Raw genomic sequence first — 23,104 nt, 5'->3', positions numbered from 1 at the left:
GTGTTTCAATCCATTAGATTAAATTCAGGACGTCATTATTCTATAATTTTAATTGTATTTTCGGAATTCTTACAGGATAGCTATGGGGAAGCAGTCGGTAATGTTGGTGTTGGAAGGAACCTATCCTTTCAATGGTGGTGGAGTTTCTACCTGGGCGCATCTATTATGTAGCCAGGTAAGCAACGTGAATTTTAAATTGTACTCCATTAATGCCAATTTTGAAACTACACCAAAATATGACCTAAGCCCTAATATTACCCAGGTAGTTCAGGTTCCATTATGGACTCCAGATGAACCTTATGATTATATTAGCTATGGGGACGAATATTACAAAACCGTAGCTAAAAAGGAATGGACCACGAATGAGATTGTGGAGCGTGAATTTGTGCCGGTTTTTTCAAAATTGTTGCATTTAATTTATGATGATAATCTCGAGGTTGAACATCTGGATGAGGTTTTTAGAGCTCTGTGGTTATACTTTGAAGATTATGATTACAAGGAAACGATGCGAAGTGAACCTGTTTGGAAGGCTTACCGTGAGATCATGTCCCAGTATATTGTAAGGGACTATAATCCAGATGCAGCTTTGATAGATATTACCATTGGGCTTCGATGGATCTATAGGTTTTTAATTCCACTGGCCATCACCGATGTCCCTAAATGTGATATCGCGCATCTAACCCTTTCAGGATTTCCTGTGATACCGGCTTTGATCGCACATTATAAGTATGGCACGAAAATCATGCTTACCGAGCACGGTGTTTTTATAAGAGAGCGACTACTCGCCTTAAACAATTCTGAATATCCATTTTTTCTGAAACGTTTATTAACACGCTTTTCAGAAGCTATAGCAAGGTTGGCCTATTATAAGTCTGAAGCTATTGTCTCAGTAAATAAATTCAATATTAAATGGGAGAAAATGTATGGAGCAGATCCCAGCAAGATTTCGATCATATATAATGGGATTGATTCTGATAAATTTAAACCAAAACCAAAACCAGACCATCTCAAAAATGTTCCGACGGTTGTCGCAGCTGCCAGGATCTTCGAGCTTAAAGATGTGATCACCATGATCAGGTCGTGTGCCGTAGTTCAAAAATCAATTCCAGATATTCAATATCTAATTTATGGCGATGATAAAGCGGTTCCCGAATATACAGATACCTGTCTGCATTTAATCGAAGAACTGGGAATAAAGGAGAATTTTATATTTATGGGACCTAGAAGCGATTCGCATAATATTTTCCCGGAAGGTGATCTTTCTATTCTTACTTCTATTTCTGAAGGTTTTCCTTTTACAGTGATTGAAAGTATGAGTTGTGGTGTTCCGGTTGTTTCTACAGATGTAGGTGGAGTTAAGGAAGCGCTCGACGAAAACAGCGGCTTTTTATGTAAACCGAAAAATGCCCAGGAAATCGGGCATAGAGTCATAGAATTATTACAGAACCATGAATTACGCTCGAAAATGGCAACCCACGCAAGACAACGCGTATTGGATCACTTTACGATCTCGAAATTTATAAGGCAATATGAAGATGTTTACGAACAACTTCTAAATGAACATCAAGTGGAGAACCAACCTGTGGAAACATTTTAGATGAACCCGGAACAAAGAAAAGCTGTAGCACATCTCATCATTGCTATTAAAGATCGCAACGGGAAACCGGTAAATTTAAATGTAGTGATTGCCACTATTGAATCTTTAGGCATCAGGGAAGTTGATGTTGAAAAAGATTTTGGCTTCGATAGTATTTTAAGTCTTGCGAACTATATATATAAAATCTTTGGTTTAAAAGCTTATAATGATTTAAAGAATGATAAGCAGCGAGTAGTTGAGGCCAAGAATTATAAGAAGATTGCCATTTCCTCGTATTTTTCTTCTCGTGCTGTCAAACAATTTATACTTGAGAATGGATCTGGGATCTCGAACTTTTTGCCGGTTGCGATACAGGTGATTTCAATTGTGCTTTTCGGGATTTCTCTATGGACATTTTCTAAATTCAATAACCTGCAATCTACTGCCGTAGTTCTTGGTGTAATTGTGGGCTTCGTGGCTACCGGGGGATTTGTGCAGGTAATTGGAAAACAGGTTTCCTATTATTGGTATAATGAAGATTTTTATATGGCCCGGCACTCGGTTCTCAATATCATAAAGTACGGTACGCTTACCATCCTGGTTATATTCATATTTTCAGCCTTGCTTAATTTTATAATACCTTTATACTCTATTAGTTTTGTGATCATCTGTTTTTCTTATGCCTTATTTATTGGCTTCCTACTTTTGGTACTGGCGCCCTTATATGCATTAAAGCAACGTTGGATGATCACGGTGAGCATAAGTTTAGGAACTGCACTCGCACTTGCTTTACATTTTTTTACTAAAGTCCCGGTATATTTTCTCCATTGGGCAGGAATAGTTGTCGCGGCTTTAACCTCGATCCTATATTTGCAATGGTTCTTAAAACATACATTGAAGAAGAGGAAATCCAAGTCCATTGTAGAACCAAAAGTGACTTTGTCTATTTACCGCAACTTTAATTATTTTTTATACGGAATTTTCTTCTTCCTTTTCGTCTTTATGGATAGGATTATCGCATGGTCATCTTCTACTAATCGTGAAATACCTTATCTATTCTACTATGAAAAGGATTATGAGATAGGCATGGATCTCGCTATTCTGTTCTTCTTTTTGCTGGGTGGAGTGCTGGAATACAGTATTAGCTCGTTTAACCGACATCTGGACTATTTTCAGCTAATACATACTTACTCAAAATTCAAGAAATTCAATCGTAAAATGACGGGTTTATATCATCGCCATTTGAGATTGCTTCTTTTCACTACGATGGGAGTGGCGATCCTATTATATCTTATCATGACCCAGCCCTGGGGTTATAAAGCGGGATTTGATGAGGCACTTTCAGAACTGAGTATTAAGGTGAGCATATTAGGGAGTATAGGTTATATATTTCTTACTATAGGTGTTTTAAACACGCTGTATCTGTATACTCTTAATCAAAACCGGAAACCGCTGGTAGCAATTATCGCTGCGTTGTTAACAAATTTCATATCAGGAGTGATACTAAGCCGACTCATATCTTATGAGTATGCGGTTGTTGGTTTAATGCTAGGGTCTCTGGTCTTTATGCTGGTAACCTTTAGATATACGAAGCAGTTTTTTAAGAATCTGGATTACTATTATTATGCAGCATATTAAATACTTTGTGATGGGTCTGGTTTGTTTTTCAATCTTCAGTTTCTCTAAATGTAAGCACGAAACCGCAAAACGTGTGCTTGTAAATTATGGTGATTTTGATCCTGAACTCGTTCGGGGTTATGACTATGTAATATTAGAAAGCGTCCATTTCTCTTCGGAAGACATTAAAATTTTAAAATCTAACAACCAGAATGTTCTTGCTTACGTAAGTTTTGGAGAAGTAAATGAAGCTGCTCCACATTATAAGGAGATTTCAGAGTATACGCTGTCAAAAAACGATATTTGGAACAGCTACGTGCTCGACCTGGAGAATGAACAAACACGCCAAACAATTTTTGAAATCGTAAGAAATAATCTGGAAACTAAAGGTTTTGATGGACTCTTCCTTGATAATATAGATAACTACACTTCTTTTGGACCAACCCCAGAAAAACTGACTGCGCTCGTGAGTTTTCTAAAACGTCTTAAAACCGAATTTCCAGAATCACATTTAATGCAGAATGCTGGACTGGAAGCGCTTGATGAAACCGAAGAGTTTGTAAGTTCAATCGCGGTAGAATCTGTAGCAACCAATTATAATTTTGAAACTTCAGAATATAGAATGAGAGAATCGAAAGATTTCAATCAAAGAATTGACAATTTGAAAAGCGTGGCTCAGGATTTTGGATTGCCTATTATAATTATTGAATATGCAGATAGTGCAGCTCTTAAGAAGGCCGTGAAAAAGCGTTTGAAGCCTTATCAGGCAAATCTCTTTATTGGTAAAATTGAGCTTCAAAACCTACCGGAAAATGAGTGATGTTTATTTCTGGTTCAGTGCAACCTTATTGGGACCATTAAGAATTCTTTTATTCTTTCTATTTTTTTATATTCTATACAGGTTAACTGCTGCAAAGTTATCTTATCAAACTGGAATCGAATTTTTTGTCCCCAGGTTCGTAATGGGACTTTCCGCAGCGATCATAGTTAGTTTATTTCTAACACAGATCAATGGTTTCGATACCATGTTAATTTTAATGATCACATCCTTATTCTTTGTCCTGAGTTTTTTAAATCTAAAACGAAAAAAACCTCTCAAAGCTCAACTTCAGAAGATTTATAGTCGATTAATTTTATATGTGGTTATTAGGTTTGAGGCTAATCGGTCGCTGGTAGAGCGTAAAAATTTCAGAAAAAGAAAGCCGCAGACTCTGGAAGCTAAAAAAACAAAATTCTGGCAAATTGGAATAGCTCTGTTCATTTTCGCCGCTATGTTTATGAGCAGGTATTATTTCCTACAGTATGATAATTACCTTTTAAGTTCATCCTGGTACGAAGATCTGGATAAAGTAAAAGCCATAGCAGAACAAACTTGGTTCAGTGTTGTTTCAGATTCTATGGGTGGTTATGCGATCATATCATTATACGCAAAGATTTCAGGTCTTAGTGATATGCTGGCCTTGAGTAATGCTGGCTTTATCGAGTCGGCTTTGCTGGCAGTGATCATATATTGGGCGCTATATAAGATAACTCATAAGCATGGCCCTGGATTACTTGCAGCATTGGTATTTGGATTTGGCTACACCATCATCCCCTTAAATATAGACTCTGTTCTGCAGCATAAATCGGTTTTTCTCGCCATGACTCTGGCGCTGCCGTTAATGATCTTCAACATGTATCCCACAAGTTTCCGGCAAAAGAAATCGAATTATTTCCTTTGGAACGTTATTGGTGTTCTGGCTTTAAGTTTTATTAATCTTTTTATAGCTCTGGCCGTCTTATTGCCGTTTATTCTCATTTGTCTTGTTATTAACCCAGCTGAAAAACGAGCGTATAATTTACGGGCTTTAACGGCATATCTTGTTAGTGCCGCACTAGTCATCCTGTGTTATTTCATTGTTTCATACTTCCTGCAGGTAAGCTTTGTGAATCTGTTAGTGTCTAAGTTAGTTTCATTTGATTATTATACCTATACGCCAAACCTTATTCTTCCATTTTCAGAATTAGTGTGGTATTACATAAGTATAAACCTGGCTTTGGGAATTGCTGCAAGCTTTATGATCGCCAGAAAATCTTCCCGATGGAGGTCTATATTAGCAATTCTTGTTTTTGTCCTGTTTCTATTCACGATATATGTCCTGGATATTCCCATTCTGGACGATGATCTTTTGCTACAACTCATAGGGGTCTTTCTGCCAATACTAATTGGACTGTTATTCTATTTTATCTATCTGCCATTTTATAGTCTGATTAAAAAACTGAATGCTTCCAACTTTGCAGAAATTAGTGTCGTTCTAATTTTAACCGGAGGTTTATTTTATGTTGGAGAGAGTAAGGCCAGTGTGACCAGCGAGGTTTTTGATACAAAAAAAGATATTCTTCAGGCTTATTATGAGATCGAGAATAGCAGGCTACCCTATTCTTATGCTGTGGTGAACACATCTATTAATGGTCGGGTAAGCCGCGGCTTACATTACTTTCTGAGTTATGGAGATTTCAACGCATCATATCTCCAAAAAGATAAAAGTTTTGCACGTTATAAGGCTGATAAGGAGTATTTAAAAACCCATCCTGAAATAATCTTGCCTTCCAGTGTTTTTGTATTTGTTCCGGAAAAACTGAATCCTAAAATTTCGGAAGAAGTACAAAGGAATCTGCAGATCTTAAAACGAAGAGGAAGAGAGTTGAAATTGGTTTACGAAGGTCCTTCGGTACAGGTTTTTGAAATTGTAAATATTCCGAATTCCAGTAAAATAAATGAATTGTTGTTGTGAGAAATTTGAGAGGTAGGTTTATCATATTTTTAGTTAGTATTATATTGATATCTGGCTGTGAAAAAGATAGCAAGGAGCAGGAAACGGTTAATATAACAGAACGTGTAAGTTATGAAGCTTATAGTAAAAACCCTTTGGTGACATTTATCCTGGATCCAAAGGATAAAACCAGTATTAATTATAAAGAGAACATTCATAAAACACTTAATTATTCCAAAATTCCCTTTACGGCTATTCAACTGGATGAATTTAATTCCAAACCAGCGTTCGGGGCAAATAATCGCATAGTTATTCTTACGAATCCCGATGACCTGAATAAGCAAGCATTTAAACAAATCCTTGAATTTCTTGAAATTGGAGGGATGGTCCTGCTGCCTACTTTAAGTTCGGGGGAGCAATTTAACTTTCTTGCAGGAGTGAGATTTGATGGCGTTCAACAAATTGATACAAAGGCTACCGGTTACCTGGCTCCCAATTATATTCTTCCAAATTTTAAAAACAAGGCGTTTAAGAAGGCCACTCTACTGAACGGGTTAAACAGAGAAAGTTTTTCTGCTGATATTAAAGTACTTGCTACCGCAAATAGTGATACCAACTACCCGGCAATTCTTCAGAATGATCTTGGGAATGGTAAGGTGATCCTGATGAACACTTCTCAAGCATTTGAAAAACGCGATCGTGGATTACTCTTTAGTATTCTTTTGCATGGACTTGAAGGAATACCATATTCCGTAGCAAATACTACAAGCATTTTTCTGGATGATTTTCCTGCGCCACTATATAACATGGCTATGGAGCCTGTTCATACCGAAATGTCTGTGACTCAAGCCAACTTCTATACAGATCACTGGTGGCCAGATATGCTAAATCTTGCCAAGGAACAGGGCTTGATTTATTCCGGTTATGTTTGTTTTGATTACCGTAACCAGACTACACCACCGTTTACTTTTGAAGAATGGGAAAGCTCAAAAAAACGAGAATCGGGTAAAATAGTCATCGCATCTGACTGGCTAATGAATCAAATGAAGAATTCTGATCATGAACTCGCCTTTCATGGCTATAATCACGCTTCACTTGTTGAGAACGACTGGCCAAATTACGATTTTATGGTTCTTGGATTGGAAGCCGCGAAAAAGAGGTGGCAGATCAGGAACTATGGAAAGCTACCTGTAAGCTACGTTCCGCCGTCAAATAATATAGATAGTCTGGGTTTTGCAGCGCTACAACAAGTGTTTCCTTCCATAAAATATAACGCTAGCCTGTACCTGGGAAATTTTGAAGATGGTGGATCTCGGGAATTCGACCCAGAACCATTCAACACTCATTTCTATAATTTCCCAAGAATTACCAGTGGATATACCATGGATGTAGCCAATCAATACAACCAGCAAAATCTATATTTATACACAGGTATCTGGTCACATTTCATTCATGCAGACGATATTTATCAAATTCCATCAAGTTTTGAGGAGCAGGAACCGCCATACGAATATCGAAATCAGGAACAGCTGGGCTGGAAAATTTCTGAAAACGGTTCTCTTGGATTGTATCCACGATTTGAACATTATATCAAACAAACAAAGAAGCTGTTCCCATTAATGCGGTTTCTGGCAGTTAAGAATGCTGCTGAAATTACTGAAGCCTGGAGAAATGCATCTTATTCGTATAGTTTTGACAAACAGAAGATAAAGGTAAACACCAGTAAAGAAAATGAGAATTGGTGGTTTCTTTATGTAAATGTTCAAAACAAAACGCTGATCGAAGAATATTTCAATTCCGGAAAATTCGAATTTTCAAAAACAAACCTGCATACAGGGAATTTGTACATGCTGAAATCTGAGACTGGACAAGTTACTATTCCATATTTTCCGAAGAACACTTCAGCCTTAAAAGTTTCACTGGCAGAACAGTTCGAAAATTATGTCAATCTGGAAGAAACTCCGGCAGACAATTCTATTACAGAAAAAATCAATGGGTTAAAACAAAGTCTGACATCATCGAACTCCTTTTCTAAAAATAAATGGCTTGAACTCGCCCGTTATCTGGGGTGGCAGAACAGGCAGGCAGAAATATGGCCCTTGTTAAAAATCCGTTACGAGCAGAGCAATAGAGATCAACGATATGTTGAGCTGGCAAGTATGCTGGTAAAAGGCAGTGATTATCCAGATATGCAGACCCGGAAATTCTGGATGGCTGAAAAAGTTGCGGTTTCAGAGGATCCACAGGTGAAACTCGATTATATCGGCTACTTCGGAAATGATAACGGAGTTAAATTAAATTCTGCTGAATTCAAGCAATTGATCGCTTCACACAATTCTGAAAATGTTCGAAATTATATTGAAATGTTTCTGAAGGAATATCCCGATGGAGCAGCAAATTACTTCACTGAAAGTTCCTGTTCCAATCATCATAATTCAGCAGAGACCATTAGCTGGTTTTATGCCGACAGGCAGAACTATAAAGAAGCGATCGCCTGGGCAGGTTGTGCAGAGACGATAGACGCAGAGACCATAGATCAATGGTATTTAAAAGCTGGGAATGAAGCTGAAATAAAGCAAAGAGGTTATCCGCTTTATATGAATTGGTTGTTGAGTAATTCACCGGCCAAAGCCACACAGCAACTGATCAATATAGAAGCCTGCAATGATGATTTAAAGTCGTTAGCCACAGAGATCGCCTATGCTTTTGGAAACCAGGGAAGTTATAGAATGGCCTTAGCATGGAGCGAATGTAGCGCAGATTTACCGGTTTTGACCAGAATGTACTGGTTGGCACAATTGAGCAAAACACAGGAAATTGAGGATTTATATGCTCAAATTAGTCCTGAAAATGAACAATTCGAAGAGATTCAGGAGTTTTTAGTCTCCTACTATATTTCAGAGGCTGATTTTATCAAAGCCTGGAAAATTGCCGATTCCATGACAGCTTCTGCTAAGAAAACAGAATTCAGAAAGCAGTTCAATAAAGATGTGGTATTTATAGATAGCGACAAGCAAAAACAATTACTAGAGGAAAATCCTGATCTTTTTGAGAGCAAGGTATCAGCGCTTTTGGAAAAGAATATTAGAACTACAGAAAGTGATTTTATCCAGTTAAATGGGAATATGGTGGCAGACAGGCTGGATCCTAATTATTATGAAACAAAGATTGGTTATGGATTAAGAGATCGTTCCTACAATACGCATATTTTTAGCCTGGTTCAAACTAAGGCTTACGAAGTGCCAGTAGCACAAATAGATCCTAATAACATAGATCGTAGCTTGTATGGATTAGATTATCAATTTCTAACAGCTATAAAACCTGGAAAATTCAATTTCACTGCAGGTGCAAGGCTGGAGTTGGACCAGGATGAGAATGTGTATTATCATATTCGCGCCGGAGCTAGTATTAGCAAGGACAGCCTTTATAGTTCAGCTTCTGCGTTTAGACGGCCTGCGCTTACCGGAGGAGCATATGGTTTGGAGATTTACCAGAGTCAGCTTAATATCTACGAGGAGTTAAGGATCAGTGAAACTTTTAGAACTACTCTGTATCTGGAAGGAAATCATTATGACGATGATGGTACTATTGACGCTACTGCTGCTTTTGCTTTCTACGGAAAAATATATCGCAATGGAAGATCTGCAATATCTGCCTATACGGAAGTTGCCGGATTACTTGGTAATAATGATAAAAGTAGTGGCTATCCTTACTGGACACTCAAAGAGAGATTGTACGGTGGTTTTGGAGCTGGATATACCTTTGGGAATTTAAATAAAGATATTAATCTAAGCCTTGATGCGGCATATTTCCTCGATACTTTTTCTGATAATTTTCAGCGTTACCGCGGTAGTTTTAGCTATCCTTTTGATGATAAACTGTATTTCACAGGTAGACTGGAATTCTATACTTTAAAGAACTTTTATTCTAACAACTTTGGCGTTGGATTACGCTACTACCTTGACTAATGAGAGACTAAAATTAAGTTTGACTATTTAAGGATTCAATTTTATCATTCATAACATCGAACTCATTTCAAAAAAAAGTCCTTCAGAAATTTCTGAAGGACTTTTTTTAGTATTAAACTTCCAATTTTTACTGAAGTACTGCAGCTCTTTCAGTTTTAACCTCGTAATCGGTATAGCCTTTTGCTCCACCAGAGTAAAAAGTATCTTCATCCCAGGAGTCCAGTTCAACGCCCTGTGTAAATCTTTCAGCAAGATCTGGATTAGAGATAAATGGTTTTCCGAAGGCAACAAGATCTGCATCCCCATCTTCAATCACTGCATTCCCTTTTTCCCTATCAAAATTCGTATTGATCATTAATGTTCCCTTGTAAATAGGGCGATAACGTTTAGCAATATCTGTTTCAGCAAAAGAAATTTCAGAAACGTCTGTAAAAGGTTCAGAAAGGTGAAGGTAAGCCAGATCGTATTCGTTCAGCTTCTTGATGATATAATCGAAAGTAGGGATGGTTTCTTCATCCATAGTTATCCCGAACAGGCCGTGCATGGAAGGATTTAGGCGAATAGCGATACGATTTTCCGGCATTACTTCCTTGACCGCATCCAGAACATCAAAAAGTATTCTTGATCTTTTTTCTATAGAACCGCCATATTCATCGTTTCTATGATTGGAAGTCGCATTGAAAAACTGGTGAAAAAGATATCCGTTGCTGGAATGTATTTCTACTCCGTCAAATCCTGCTTCCATAGAATTTTTCGCTGCCTGCTTAAAATCTTCAATGGTTTGCTTGATGTCTTCTAAGGTCATTTCCCTCGGTACAACCGTATCTTTAAAACCTTCTGGTGTAAATGATTTCGAATTCGGATTGATGGGAGATGGCGCCACTGGCAATTCACCTCCATGAAAATCTGGATGTGACATTCTCCCCACATGCCATAGCTGAATAAAGATCTTTCCATCAGCATTATGAACTTCTGAGGTCACGTCTTTCCAGGCTTCAACCTGTTCCTTTGTATGAATTCCGGGAGTATTAATGTATCCAACGGCATCTTTTGAAACCTGTGAACCTTCAGTAATAATTAGACCAGCACTCGCTCTTTGCCTGTAATATTCTGAATGGAGTTCAGGAATAGCTTTCTTTTCTGGATTGTCTGCACGACCACGGGTCATAGGAGCCATGATCACACGATTTTTTAATTCCAGATCGCCTAATTTATAAGTTTTTAATAATGCTTGTGTACTCATAACTTTATTCTTAAAAATTGAATACAAAATTATGGCCTGGGAAAGGGAAAATAATTGACATGGAATAACAGGACTTGTTAAAGCATGTTAAGCTGTAGAAGATTTTCTAAAAGCAATTGGTAAAATTGACGGAGTCTGGAATTCTGGCTGGTTGTAAGAAATCTAATGAGGTGAGATTTGATTGTAAGGTTTTCTACGGAAAAGGGAATAAAAAAAAGCTTCAGATTTCTCTGAAGCTTTTTCGTTGTGCGGGCGAGAGGACTCGAACCTCCACACCTTGCGGCACTAGATCCTAAGTCTAGCGTGTCTACCAATTCCACCACGCCCGCATTTTAAAGTTTCACAACACTTAGGACTCGTTGTGATTCCCTGCTTAATTACTTAAGCGGGTGCAAATATAAAGATAAGTTTCAATTTTCAAACAGTCTTCCTGAAAAAAATTAAAAAAATTTCAGCTAAAATTTAGTGGCTACAATTAAGTTTCTGATTTTCAGTAAAGATCAATTTTAATGATTTTGAATAAAATTTATTTTCTTATGAAAACACTAAGAGCTTTGAGACCAACTTTCCGCCGACTTCTTTATAACTTTACGCAAACCTGAAAATTAGTACATGGATTCTATAAAAACATACCTTGAAGAACATAAAGACAGATTTGTCGATGAATTAAAGGAATTACTGAAGATTCCTTCGATATCTGCAGATGCCAATTACAAGGAAGACATGCTGAAGGCTGCGGAAGCTGTAAAGCAAAGTCTACTGGATGCTGGTTGTGATACTGCAGAAGTCGCTCCAACTCCGGGTCACCCTGTGGTTTATGCTGAAAAGATCATTAACGAAGACCTTCCAACTGTGCTCGTATATGGCCATTACGATGTGCAGCCACCAGATCCCTTAGATCTATGGAATTCACCGCCTTTTGAACCTGTCGTGCAAAAAACCGATATTCATCCTGAAGGGGCAATTTTCGCTCGGGGAGCCTGTGATGATAAAGGACAAATGTATATGCATGTAAAAGCCATGGAATACATGACCAGAAATGATGAACTGCCCTGTAATGTAAAGTTCATGATCGAAGGTGAGGAAGAAGTAGGAAGTGAGCACCTGGACTGGTACATCAAGGAAAATAAGGAGAAACTTCAGAATGATGTGATCCTGATCTCTGACACTGGAATGATCTCAAAAGACACTCCATCTATCACTACCGGTCTACGCGGACTCTCTTACGTAGAAGTGGAAGTGATCGGAGCGAACCGTGACCTGCATTCAGGTCTTTACGGTGGTGCGGTAGCAAATCCTCTGAACGTGTTAAGTGAAATGATCTCCAAACTTACAGATGATAATAATCATATTACCATTCCTGGATTTTACGATAACGTAGAAAATCTTACTGAAGAGGAACGCTCTAAAATGGCAGAGGCGCCCTTCAGTATTGAAGAATATAAAGAAAAACTGGATATCAAAGATGTTCATGGAGAGGAAGGATATTCTACGCTGGAAAGAGGTTCTATCAGGCCAACCCTCGACGTAAATGGAATGTGGGGCGGTTATATTGGCGAAGGAGCGAAAACAGTGCTTCCGTCGAAAGCTTATGCAAAAATATCCATGCGACTGGTTCCTAACCAGGATCACAAGGAAATTACCGAATTGTTTACAAAACACTTTGAAAGTCTGGCGCCAGATAGTGTTCGAGTGAAAGTTAAACCTCACCATGGCGGATATCCTTATGTAACTCCAATAGACACGATAGGTTACCAGGCGGCTAGTGCAGCCTACGAGGAGACCTTCGGAAAAACGCCGATCCCGCAGAGAAGTGGGGGAAGTATCCCAATCGTATCCCTGTTCGAAAAGGAACTGGACAGTAAAATAATCCTGATGGGCTTTGGTCTGGATACCGATGCGATCCATTCCCCTAACGAGCACTTTGGAATATGGAATTATCTAAAAGGTATTGAAACCATTCCATGGTTTTACAAACATTTTACTGAAATGAGTAAAAAGTAGAAAATATATCAATATTTCCATATAACGGGGGATCAGGTTCGCAGAATTTGATTTCCCGTTTTAGTATATTTGCCGCACTAAAATTATTTTTATGAATAAAATATTAAGTACCTGCCTTCTAGCATCGGCATTGACTTTCGTTTCCTGTAATGAGGACAAGAAAAATGCAGATAAGGATGAGCAGCAGGAAATCGCGATGAACTCAGATTTTGAGGTAAACGTAGATGAATTTGCAGATATTAAAGTACTGCGTTACCAGATCCCGGGTTGGGAGAATTTAAGTTTGAAAGAGCAGAAATTAGTGTATTATCTTACCCAGGCAGGACTTGCCGGGAGAGATATTATGTGGGACCAGAATTACCGTCATAACCTGGAAATTCGTGAAGCCCTTGAAAATATTTATACCAATTATGAAGGCGACCAGTCTTCAGAAGAATGGAATTCATTTGAAACTTATCTGAAAAGAGTATGGTTCTCGAACGGGATTCACCATCATTATTCCAACGCGAAGATCAAACCTGAATTCAGCAAAGAGTATTTCGATACGCTACTGATGGAAACAAATACTGAACTTACCGGGGAGGCTTACGAAGTGATCTTCAATGATAAGGATGCGAAAAAAGTAAATCTTAACGAAGCTGATGGATTACTGGAAGGTTCTGCCATCAATTTTTATGGTCCAGATGTAACTGCTGCGGAAGTGGATGCATTCTACGCGAAAAAGAAATCTCCAAATCCTGAAAGACCACTTTCTTACGGACTTAATTCCAAGCTCGTAAAGGAGAATGGAAAACTTGTTGAAAAAGTTTATAAAAGTGGCGGACTTTACGGTGAAGCGATCGATGAGATCATCAACTGGCTGGAGAAAGCAAAAGGTGTTGCTGAAAATGAAAAGCAGGCGAATGCTTTAGGTCTTTTGATCGATTACTACACTACCGGAGACCTGAAAACCTGGGATGATTACAACGTTGCCTGGGTTGAAGCTACTGAAGGTAATATTGATTATATCAACAGTTTTATAGAAGTTTATAATGATCCAAAAGGTTACAGAGGATCTTATGAAAACATCGTTCAGATCAAGGATTTTGATATGTCCAAAAAGATGAGCGTTCTTGAAAATGAAGTACAGTGGTTCGAGGATAACTCACCAATCATGGATGAGCATAAAAAAGATTCTGTAGTAGGAGTAACTTACAAAACAGTGATCGTTGCTGGTGAAGCAGGTGATGCATCTCCAAGTACGCCAATTGGTGTAAATCTTCCAAATGCGAACTGGATTCGTAAAGAGCATGGAAGTAAATCTGTTTCTTTAGGGAATATCATTTCTGCTTACGAAAGTGCAGGTGGATCAGATAAACTGAAGGAATTTGCACATGATGAAGAAGAAGTACAACTTTCTGAACAATACGGGAAAGAGGCAGATAAGCTACATACTGCATTGCATGAAGTAGTTGGTCACGCTTCAGGACAAATGAATGCTGGTGTTGGAGAAACCAAGGAAACTCTAAAGAACTATGCATCTACTCTTGAAGAAGGTCGTGCAGATCTTGTAGGTCTATATTACCTGATGGATCCAAAACTGGAAGAACTTGGACTTACAGATGATTCTGAAAAACTGGGGAAAGCTGCTTACAACGATTATATTCGTAATGGATTGATGACGCAGTTAGTTAGAATTGAGCCAGGTCAGGATATCGAAGAAGCTCATATGCGTAACAGACAATGGGTGAGTAAATGGGTTTACGAAAAAGGACAGGAAGAAGGAGTTATTGAAAAAGTTGAAAAAGATGGGAACATCTACTTTAATATCAAAGACTACACGAAGCTTCGTTCATTGTTCGGAGATCTGCTTAAGGAAACTCAGAGAATCAAGTCTGAAGGTGATTTCCAGGCGGCAAAAGACCTGGTAGAAAACTACGGTGTAAAAGTAGATCAGGATATTCACAAACAGGTATTGGACAGAAATTCAAAATTCAAATCGGCTCCATATAGCGGATTCGTAAATCCTGTTTTGGTTGCTGAAATGGATGAGAATGATGAGATCGTTTCGATCAAAGTAACTCAGCCGAGATCTTTCGAAGAGCAGATGCTTGATTATTCTGAAAACTATAGTTTCCTGACTGAAAAGAAAGTGAAGAAAGAAAAAGAAGCTGCTAAAACTGAAGAATAGTTAGTAGCAGAATTATAGAAAAAAAGCGGCCAGATGGCCGCTTTTTTTTTGAGTCTATTTTTATCTGAAGTTTGTCTTGAGGTACAAACGCTCCACTTTTTCTCTTGCCCAGAGTTCCTTCCGAAGAAACTTTAAACTGGACTTTTTTGTAGGATTGGATTTAAAACAATTAATATTAATCCTTTCTGCAAGTCCTTCCCAGCCATAATGATCATGTAAAGAATCAAGGATATCAGCAAGTTTGATACCGTGCAAAGGATTGTTTGGCTGAGTGTTCTTTTTATTTTCCATAGGCGTGATTAGGTTTTCTTTACAAACTTGGTAAGCAATACGATCTGCTGGCCTTCCACTTTACCTTCAATTTGCTCAGCATTATGATGAACCAAGGATATTCTTCGAACTGCAGTTCCTCTTTTTGCGGTAAGACTGCTTCCCTTTACATTCAGATCTTTGATCAAAACAACGCTGTCACCTGCTTCCAGTACCACCCCATTACTATCTTTATGAACGAGCTGAATATCGGTTTCCTCAGTCTGTAAACCTGCTTTAGCCCAGTGCTTTAAATCATCTTCCATATACATCATATCGAGTAGGTCCTGCGGCCAGCCTTCAGATTTAAGTCTGTTCAGCATTCTCCACGAAATGATCTGGACGGCAGGGATGGTACTCCACATACTGTCATTGAGACAACGCCAGTGATTAGGTTCTACTTTTTCCGGATCTTCTATCTGTGATTCACAGTTCTGGCAGATCAGGATCTCAGCTTCATGGTCCTCTGGAGCTTCAGAAACTGTATAGACATTCAGGTGTTCGGTTTGACCGCACAATTCACAGGTGGAATCACTGCGTTCTCTTAATTTATCTTCAGAAATCATTTATTTCAACATTTTGAGAAGCAAAGGTAGTTTAAAGCCATGTTTTATTAAGTATTTATGGCTTTTTCAGTAAAATAGATTCAATTTCCAAGAATTCTGCTCCATAATTTAGGAAGTAAACCTTCTGCATCTTCCATGGAACGTTCAGATTCAGTTGCCGTTAATTCTCCATTCTCTTCCTGTAGTAAAAAGCTGAAAATAAATGGCGCATCGGGATCATTCATATCCAGTTTTCCGAAGCGAAGATCATTAAAATAAAGCTGTTCATTCTTCTCGCTGAAAGTATACCAGCCTTCGCTAATATTAATTAGACGCTTCAAGTTAGGATCACCAGCCAGACTGTCGGCAAACGTATAATTCTTGGGTACTTTCTGAAAACTTAGAGGTTTAGTATCAAAAATGGAATAGTCGGCGATCAAAAAGTGGTCTCTGGCTTCTATATTTGCGCTCCATAATATGCTATTCATAGGTGCAGGTCGTGTATCTATTCTTTGATAGGAAATAGACTGTTCTTCCAGAGCATTTTCGAATTTGTTATAAGTGATCCATTTAAGCGTAGGAGTGATCAACAGTAGGTAAATGCTACTAATGATCAAACCAAGCCGATTGTATTTTCGTCGTTTTGGATCATCCCGTTTTAAGCGCATCGCCATGATGAGCAGGACTAAAAACGGCAAGGTATAAAGCGGATCGATGACAAAGATATTCTTATAAGCCAGTCTTAGATCGAATGGCCAGAAGAGTTGAGTGCCCCAGGTGGTATGTGCATCGAGCAGGGGATGAGTGAAAAGTCCCCAGAACATAAGCCACGACCAGTTCTTCCAGGTAGCAGCAGATTTTGACTCGATCTTTGAAATAACCCATCCAAAAACCGGCGCAAACAGGACTGAAAAAACTATAGAATGGGAAAAACCACGGTGGATCTCGGTGGCAGTAATCGTATCATATGCATAGCCTACAAAAGTATCCAGATCTGGAATGGTGCCGGCGATCGCCCCGTACAGCATCGCTTTATTTCCAACTTTTTTACCCAGAACAGCTTCTCCAACAGCTGCGCCTAATACAATTTGCGTCAATGAATCCATAAGTGGTATATTCTAATTGCCTTGTGAAAACTTACCTGTAGCTCAATCTTCCACGATCTGCATTTTTCTAAGTAAGAACGAAGCATTCATATTCTGACAAATTCCTTTTTTGAATCGATAGTCGAAATGAAGTTCATTGTTCTCGATTTCGGCATCGAAATAATAATTCTTCACCTGCTCGAACTGGTTGGCAGTTTCGCACAAACTAAGGTCGTGTGTAGCAATGATGCCCGTTGAGTTCGATTTTACCAGGCGTTCAATGAACTTTTTAGAGCCAATCGCCTTATCTGTACTGTTGGTACCTTTCAGGATCTCATCGAGAATGATAAAGTATTTTTCTGTCTGAATTTTATCGACGATATATTTCAGTCTTTTAAGTTCAGAAAAGAAATAGGATTCATCGTCACCCAGCGAGTCACTGGTACGCATGCTGCTTATCAATTTGATAGGTGAGTAGGTACAGGAGTTGGCACATACCGGAAGTCCCATGTTCGACATGACGATTTGCAGCGCGACCGTTCTTAGAAATGTACTTTTTCCAGCCATATTCGCACCGGTAATGATAAAAAACTGGTCACTTTCTATGCTGAAATCGTTATCTACACGTTTAGTTTGCCTTAAAAGTGGATGCCCTAGATCTTTTGCTTCTATACCCTTTGGTACTTCAGAGATCTTCGGAAAGGTATATTGTTGATGATTAAATGCGAAATTACCAAGACTGTTGTACGCATCGAAGTTTTCTACAGCTTTAAACCAGTTGCTAACTTCTGTTCGATGCTGAAGGATCCATTTTTCGAGTCGGTAAGATTGTTTTAAATCCCAAAGCATAAATCCATTCGCAAGAAATCCAAATAGAAAATTATTCCGTTGATCCAGAGCATCAATTCCTTTACTGAATTCCTTTAAAATTTCTGAAGCTTTGCGTTTTTCCGAAGCAATCGAAGTCTGGAGATCATGGAGAATAACCGACTCAAATTTTTCGTCTTCAATAAAGCCGAGTAGCTGGTAATATTGCTGAAAAGTATCCTGTACTTTTCCAATCGCAGAGGATAGTTGATTGATCCTGCCAACGTAAATGGCGGTGATCATAATACCTATAAGCAACCATAATAACAACTGGTAAAATCCAATAAAACTGAAATAGTAGGCAAGGATGACTCCCACAGAAATAGTCGTAAAGACAATTGGTAACCAGCGCATTATCGCTGGGACAAATGCTTTATAATTCGCAATCCATTTGAGAATGGTCTTTGAAGAATTTTCGGTTCTTACCAGCGTAGCGGTAGCACTGAATTCCTGTCGCCAGTCGGCTTTGTTAGCGAGCTCTTTGATTGCTTCCTGTTTTTCAGTAATTCGGGTAGTGTCATTGCTAAGCAGGAATGATGAAAGTTTGCTGGCTCCTTCAGCTAAAGCAGTTCGATTGAGATACTGGAAAAAGCTTTTTCTTCCGAAGAGATCAATATCACGGCTAAAATCATGATCTTCAACATCAAATTCTTTTCCTTCTGGTAAATTCAGAAAATCTCCTGTTTCGAGAATGTGGATCTCAGTTTCGTTTATAGAGATCAAAGCTTCCGTTTTATCCTTTTCGCGTTTAAGACCTGAATGTCTTGAGATCAGGAAGATGAATAGGGCCAGGCAGCCGATGACCGCAGGAACAATGATCTGTACATGATCGTAGAAAAAATAAATTGCGGCACATAAAGCGAGAAATACCAGTAATCTCAGGATACTCGAAACCGCCAGTTTTCCTGATAACTTCTTACTCTCCTGCTCGTATTTGTTCTTTCTATCCTTGTAAAAAGCTAAAGGTTCTTTCATTCTAAACTATCTAATTCCTGCTTAAGTTTTTTGGCTAATCCTGCAACTACCAGTTCATAACTGTGATCTATCAGTTTCCTGGTCAATTCTGGGTCTGCTCCACCATCCATTACTAACGTATTCCAGTGACGTTTATTCATGTGATAACCCGGTAAAATTGTTTCCGGATATTCTTCCCTTAGCTGAACAGCCCATTCGGGATCACATTTTAAATTTACTCGTAGTGGAACTTCATCGAGGCTGGCAATGCTAAACATCTTGCCCATGACCTTAAAAACAAGATTATCAGGGCCAAATGGCAAATGCTCTGAAACACCTCTCTTCATTAAGCAATAATCTCTGAACTGGTCTATATTCATAAAAATTAGTGTTTAATAAAAATAAGTAGATCTTATTTTTCCAGTTTGGGAGCTTCCGTATTATCGATGGTAAGTGCTGAATAATCCAGTTTCCAGCCAATGGTTTCCACGATCTTTTCCATTAGCGCGATCGTACCTAAAGCTTCTTTTTGTGCCTGCTCCATGAGTCCGCTTTGAGGGATCTTGTCTACGATGGTTTTTTTGGCGTCACGATTAATGTCTGTAAGATCTGAGGTCGTAAAAGGATTCGCCCAGCCTTCGCGCTTATCGTAATATTTAAAATCTGTTTCGATCGTTAATAATTCCGGTTGTGGGAAATTGGTAAGTATGATCTTTTTATTCTCATTGTCGCTTTGCATTCTCACCTTGCTCAAATCAAATCCAACGTGTGCTTTCGCCTGTACCAGAACAATGGCTTTCTTCTTTCCGAAGACCAGGCTAATGTATTTTTCCTTTAGATTTTCATAATGATAGATTTCAGAAAAATCACCTTCTACAGTGATAAATTTGCAAACGCTTCTAATCTTATCCATAAGAACAACAGATTGTTCATTGGTCTTCTCCATGGAACGATTCTTATTGAAGATCGAAAAAATAAAGTATGCAGCAACCGCACCGGCTGCAAGTCCTATAAATAGTAATTCCATATTATGTACCTATTTCACCTAAATGAGTGATTTTAAATCCTTTTTCATATTTAAGACCATATCCAAAACAACGATCAAAACTGGAATGTGCAAATAGCATGATTCCCGCAAGCTGTAAATATGCATTATCGAGCGTGATTCCTATCAGGTAGATCGCAATGGCAATTCCTTTATGATGAAAAATATTATAGGAAAATGCACCAATCTTATCACTTGCAAGATAACCCAACATGCCAATATCGGGAACTAAAAATAAGCCTGCAAACCACCACCAGCTATAATCCAGTTTTGTGAAGAGAAAAATACCCAGAATAAGCATTGCAAATTCTTCGATTTTCAAACTAAGCTTCATTTGTCGAGGATTTTATATAAGACCGGTTTCGATGGTGCTGCGTCATTTTCAAAAGATGCCGGCTGCAAACTTAGAAAATAGGCGCCGTCCTCGATCTTGTTTGGAACATAAATCAATTCTGTGATCGTGGCATGGTAGCGAATTTCCTTCGGGTAGTTCCAGAAGGCTTTGTGAGCCAGAAGTTTTCCTTCATCCTTCTCTTTATCTACAGAAGGCTGGTCTATAAGCAGGTGATCAATTCCCTGTTCTCTGAAAAAATTAGCCGCAGCTTCTTCCAGATATGGCCAGTTCGTATGAGAATGATGTTTGGAGATCTTACCAATATAATTTGGTAGCGTCCTGATAATGATCGCTTCAGCAGTAGAATTTTTTAAAGCTTTTTCTAATTGTGCTCTTCTTAAAATACGGTCTTCACCAGCAGTTTGCGGTTCTAAAGAGATCACTTCTGCCTTAAAAAAGAAACGTTTTAAATGCTGTTGAATAAAATTCGGTTCTTTGGTTATATGACCAACACACTCGGTATGCGTGGCGTGAGCGTGAGGATTAAAGCTGATATTGTTAAAATTCACTGAAGCGCCGGCACTTACTTTGCCAATAAAATTACCATCAACAACCGGCTTGATCTCGGGATTTTCCAGATACCAGGCGATTGGATTTTTTTCATCGCCACGCAGACTAATGGAAATATCCAGAGGTTTGGAAAGATCCACACGAAAATCTGAATTCTGGTAATGTATGCTGGCGATCATAAGAAATGAATATGCTCAACAAATGTAAGATTGTAAACCGATAATAGGCTAGCTGTAAAGTTGATATTTTTGAGACTCACCAAAATTTTAGTCATCAAGGTAAAAGAGTTCTGCAGCAATTCCATCGCTTAGAAATTTACCTTTTTCAGAAATATGAAATCCGGAATCACGCTTTTCAATTTGTCCGTTTTCAAGGAAAACCTGAACTTCCTTTACGAAATGTTCTTCGTAAAGCTTTCCAAAGTTGCGGTGAATATCTTCTGAATTTACGCCGAATTTTGTGCGTAATCTCGTCATGATATATTCATTATATGAATCTGTCAGCGATAAAACTTCCTGTTGTTGCGGAATTTTATTTTCTGCTAGTGCTGAAATATATAATGAATTATTCGCCACGTTCCAACTTCTGGTCTTGCCATCATAAGAATGGGCAGAAGGACCAATTCCCAGGTAAGCTTTGCCCAGCCAGTAAGCCATATTGTTTTCTGAATGAAAACCTGGTCTTCCATAATTTGAAAACTCGTAATGTTCAAATCCAACATTTGTTAGTTTTTGTACCAGAATATCGAAATGCTTTCTGAACTTCTCGTCGGTGACCGGTTGGATCTTTCCCTTTTTGATAAAAGTTTCCAGTGCTGTTTTTGGTTCTACGGTAAGTGCATAACTGGAAATATGAGGAATGTCCAATTCCAGAGCGATCTCCAGATTCTCGATCCATTGCTTATCAGACTGTCCGGGGATTCCATAAATAAGATCAATACTGATATTATCGAAATATCGCTTCGCAAGTTTCAGACTTTCCAATGCTTCTGTTGCGTTGTGTGCGCGATTCATCAATTTCAGATCTGCTTCAAAAAAGGACTGCACACCAATACTAAGCCGGTTTACTGGCGAATCGTTCAGCACTTTTAAAACTTCTTCCGAGAGGTCATCGGGATTTGCTTCAAGAGTGATCTCGGCACTGTCTGATACTTCGAAATTCTGGTTGATGCTTAGAAAGATCGATTCAAGTTCTTCCGAAGAGAGTAGAGAAGGAGTTCCACCTCCAAAGTAGATGGTTTGTATAGTTCCGGGAATTTCATTTTTTCGCAATTTCAGTTCCCTGCCTAGCATTTCAACAAGTTGCCCCTTCTTCTTTGTAGAGGTGGAAAAGTGGAAATCACAATAGTGACATGCCTGTTTGCAAAATGGAATATGGATATAGATTCCGCTCATGATCTATTTGATCTTACCCGGATTTTGCTTTACAAACGCGCTCCAGCCTGTGTAACTTTTGCCAATTTCGGTTTTTCCAGAATTATAAAAGTGGCAAACCGCTGCAGCCAGACCATCTGTAGCATCAAGGTTTTTCGGAAGTTCCCCGATCTTCAGCATACTTTGCAGCATTTTTGCAACCTGTTCTTTGCTGGCATTTCCATTTCCGGTAATAGCCATTTTAATTTTCTTCGGAAGGTATTCTGTGATGGGAACTTCTCGTGATAATCCCGCGGCCATGGCGACTCCCTGAGCCCTACCCAGTTTTAACATGGATTGCACATTTTTACCAAAGAACGGTGCTTCAATAGCAATTTCATCAGGATGATAGGTGTCTATAAGTTCAATGGTTCTCTCGAAAATAAGTTTCAGCTTTACATAATGATCGCTGTATTTGTTGAGCTGTAACTCATTCATTTGAATAAAGCTCATGTTCTTGTTAACCACCTTGATCAAACCAAAACCCATTATCGTAGTTCCGGGGTCAATTCCCAGGATGATCCTTTCTCCTTGTATCGTCTTTTTCTCTGTCGTGCTACTCACTAAAATTGCCTAATTTGGACTTCTGCAAAACTAATCATTTAAAATCTGGCGACCACTATCTATGGCCCTGCTTCCTGTCCTTATCCTA

At 38.7% G+C, this 23,104-nt stretch carries 18 protein-coding genes and 1 tRNA gene; 7 read left to right on the top strand and 12 right to left on the bottom strand.

The window, feature by feature from the left end; all coding sequences use genetic code 11:
- Positions 1 to 82: 82 nt before the first annotated feature.
- The 5 genes from pelF to QZ620_RS02065 are packed head-to-tail and all read left to right on the top strand — an operon-like array spanning position 83 to position 9,914.
- Positions 83 to 1,597: a GT4 family glycosyltransferase PelF gene (pelF, locus tag QZ620_RS02085; protein WP_295178570.1), complete on the top strand. Its 1,515-nt coding sequence runs from the start codon at positions 83 to 85 to the stop codon at positions 1,595 to 1,597.
- Positions 1,598 to 3,214: an exopolysaccharide Pel transporter PelG gene (gene pelG, locus QZ620_RS02080; protein WP_295178568.1), complete on the top strand. Its 1,617-nt coding sequence runs from the start codon at positions 1,598 to 1,600 to the stop codon at positions 3,212 to 3,214. It begins immediately after the preceding gene.
- Positions 3,201 to 4,013 (top strand): endo alpha-1,4 polygalactosaminidase, encoded by an 813-nt coding sequence (locus QZ620_RS02075; RefSeq protein ID WP_295178567.1) that lies wholly within the window; start codon positions 3,201 to 3,203, stop codon positions 4,011 to 4,013. Before pelG ends, QZ620_RS02075 begins: the two co-directional genes overlap by 14 nt.
- Complete coding sequence (locus tag QZ620_RS02070) at positions 4,006 to 5,967, top strand: hypothetical protein (protein WP_295178565.1); 1,962 nt, start codon at positions 4,006 to 4,008, stop codon at positions 5,965 to 5,967. The genes QZ620_RS02075 and QZ620_RS02070 overlap by 8 nt, the downstream gene beginning before the upstream one ends.
- Positions 5,964 to 9,914, top strand: a complete 3,951-nt coding sequence (locus QZ620_RS02065; RefSeq protein ID WP_295178563.1) for a DUF2194 domain-containing protein — start codon at positions 5,964 to 5,966, stop codon at positions 9,912 to 9,914. The genes QZ620_RS02070 and QZ620_RS02065 overlap by 4 nt, the downstream gene beginning before the upstream one ends.
- A 127-nt stretch (positions 9,915 to 10,041) precedes the next feature.
- On the opposite strand, the gene QZ620_RS02060 is transcribed toward QZ620_RS02065, so the two are convergent.
- Together QZ620_RS02060 and QZ620_RS02055 are read right to left on the bottom strand one after the other, a co-directional pair.
- Positions 10,042 to 11,157, bottom strand: a complete 1,116-nt coding sequence (locus tag QZ620_RS02060) for an alkene reductase (protein ID WP_295178561.1) — start codon at positions 11,155 to 11,157, stop codon at positions 10,042 to 10,044.
- Positions 11,158 to 11,404: 247 nt separating this feature from the next.
- Positions 11,405 to 11,486, bottom strand: a tRNA-Leu gene (locus QZ620_RS02055).
- 283 nt (positions 11,487 to 11,769) lie between these two features.
- On the opposite strand from QZ620_RS02055, the gene QZ620_RS02050 reads away from it, so the two are divergent.
- On the top strand, positions 11,770 to 13,161 hold the full coding sequence (locus QZ620_RS02050; protein WP_295178559.1) for a dipeptidase: 1,392 nt from the start codon (positions 11,770 to 11,772) through the stop codon (positions 13,159 to 13,161).
- Positions 13,162 to 13,252: 91 nt separating this feature from the next.
- Positions 13,253 to 15,331, top strand: coding sequence for a dihydrofolate reductase (locus tag QZ620_RS02045; protein ID WP_295178556.1), 2,079 nt, complete (start codon positions 13,253 to 13,255; stop codon positions 15,329 to 15,331).
- Between the two features lie 60 nt (positions 15,332 to 15,391).
- Here QZ620_RS02045 and QZ620_RS02040 read toward each other — a convergent pair whose 3' ends face one another.
- From QZ620_RS02040 to ruvC, 10 genes are all read right to left on the bottom strand, one after another.
- A complete protein-coding gene (locus tag QZ620_RS02040; RefSeq protein WP_295178554.1) occupies positions 15,392 to 15,622 on the bottom strand; it encodes a VF530 family protein in 231 nt (76 codons plus the stop codon).
- Positions 15,623 to 15,630: 8 nt separating this feature from the next.
- Positions 15,631 to 16,206 carry an alkylphosphonate utilization protein gene (locus QZ620_RS02035; RefSeq protein WP_295178552.1) on the bottom strand — a complete coding sequence of 192 codons (576 nt, stop codon included), beginning with the start codon at positions 16,204 to 16,206 and terminating at the stop codon, positions 15,631 to 15,633.
- A gap of 80 nt (positions 16,207 to 16,286) precedes the next feature.
- The gene (locus QZ620_RS02030) at positions 16,287 to 17,291 is read right to left on the bottom strand and encodes a metal-dependent hydrolase (protein ID WP_295178550.1); all 1,005 of its coding nucleotides are present in this window, start codon (positions 17,289 to 17,291) and stop codon (positions 16,287 to 16,289) included.
- A 42-nt stretch (positions 17,292 to 17,333) separates the two neighbouring features.
- Entirely contained in the window at positions 17,334 to 19,112 is a 1,779-nt protein-coding gene (locus QZ620_RS02025) for a DNA mismatch repair protein MutS (protein ID WP_295178549.1), read from the bottom strand.
- The gene (locus QZ620_RS02020; protein ID WP_295178547.1) at positions 19,109 to 19,471 is read right to left on the bottom strand and encodes an MmcQ/YjbR family DNA-binding protein; all 363 of its coding nucleotides are present in this window, start codon (positions 19,469 to 19,471) and stop codon (positions 19,109 to 19,111) included. Before QZ620_RS02020 ends, QZ620_RS02025 begins: the two co-directional genes overlap by 4 nt.
- A 32-nt stretch (positions 19,472 to 19,503) precedes the next feature.
- Positions 19,504 to 20,118, bottom strand: coding sequence for a DUF4230 domain-containing protein (locus QZ620_RS02015; protein WP_295178545.1), 615 nt, complete (start codon positions 20,116 to 20,118; stop codon positions 19,504 to 19,506).
- A 1-nt stretch (position 20,119) separates the two neighbouring features.
- Positions 20,120 to 20,470, bottom strand: coding sequence for a DUF4260 domain-containing protein (locus QZ620_RS02010; protein ID WP_295178543.1), 351 nt, complete (start codon positions 20,468 to 20,470; stop codon positions 20,120 to 20,122).
- Positions 20,467 to 21,219, bottom strand: a complete 753-nt coding sequence (locus QZ620_RS02005) for a cyclase family protein (RefSeq protein WP_295178541.1) — start codon at positions 21,217 to 21,219, stop codon at positions 20,467 to 20,469. The genes QZ620_RS02010 and QZ620_RS02005 overlap by 4 nt, the downstream gene beginning before the upstream one ends.
- Before the next feature lie 87 nt (positions 21,220 to 21,306).
- Entirely contained in the window at positions 21,307 to 22,434 is a 1,128-nt protein-coding gene (hemW, locus tag QZ620_RS02000; RefSeq protein WP_295178539.1) for a radical SAM family heme chaperone HemW, read from the bottom strand.
- Between the two features lie 3 nt (positions 22,435 to 22,437).
- The gene (gene ruvC / locus QZ620_RS01995; protein ID WP_141879260.1) at positions 22,438 to 22,989 is read right to left on the bottom strand and encodes a crossover junction endodeoxyribonuclease RuvC; all 552 of its coding nucleotides are present in this window, start codon (positions 22,987 to 22,989) and stop codon (positions 22,438 to 22,440) included.
- Between the last annotated feature and the right edge of the window lie 115 nt (positions 22,990 to 23,104).

The organism is uncultured Christiangramia sp., assembly GCF_913046405.1.
GTDB lineage: Bacteria > Bacteroidota > Bacteroidia > Flavobacteriales > Flavobacteriaceae > Christiangramia > Christiangramia marina.
Note: the sequence above shows the minus strand (reverse complement) of the source record. Positions and strands in the feature narration are given on the sequence as shown.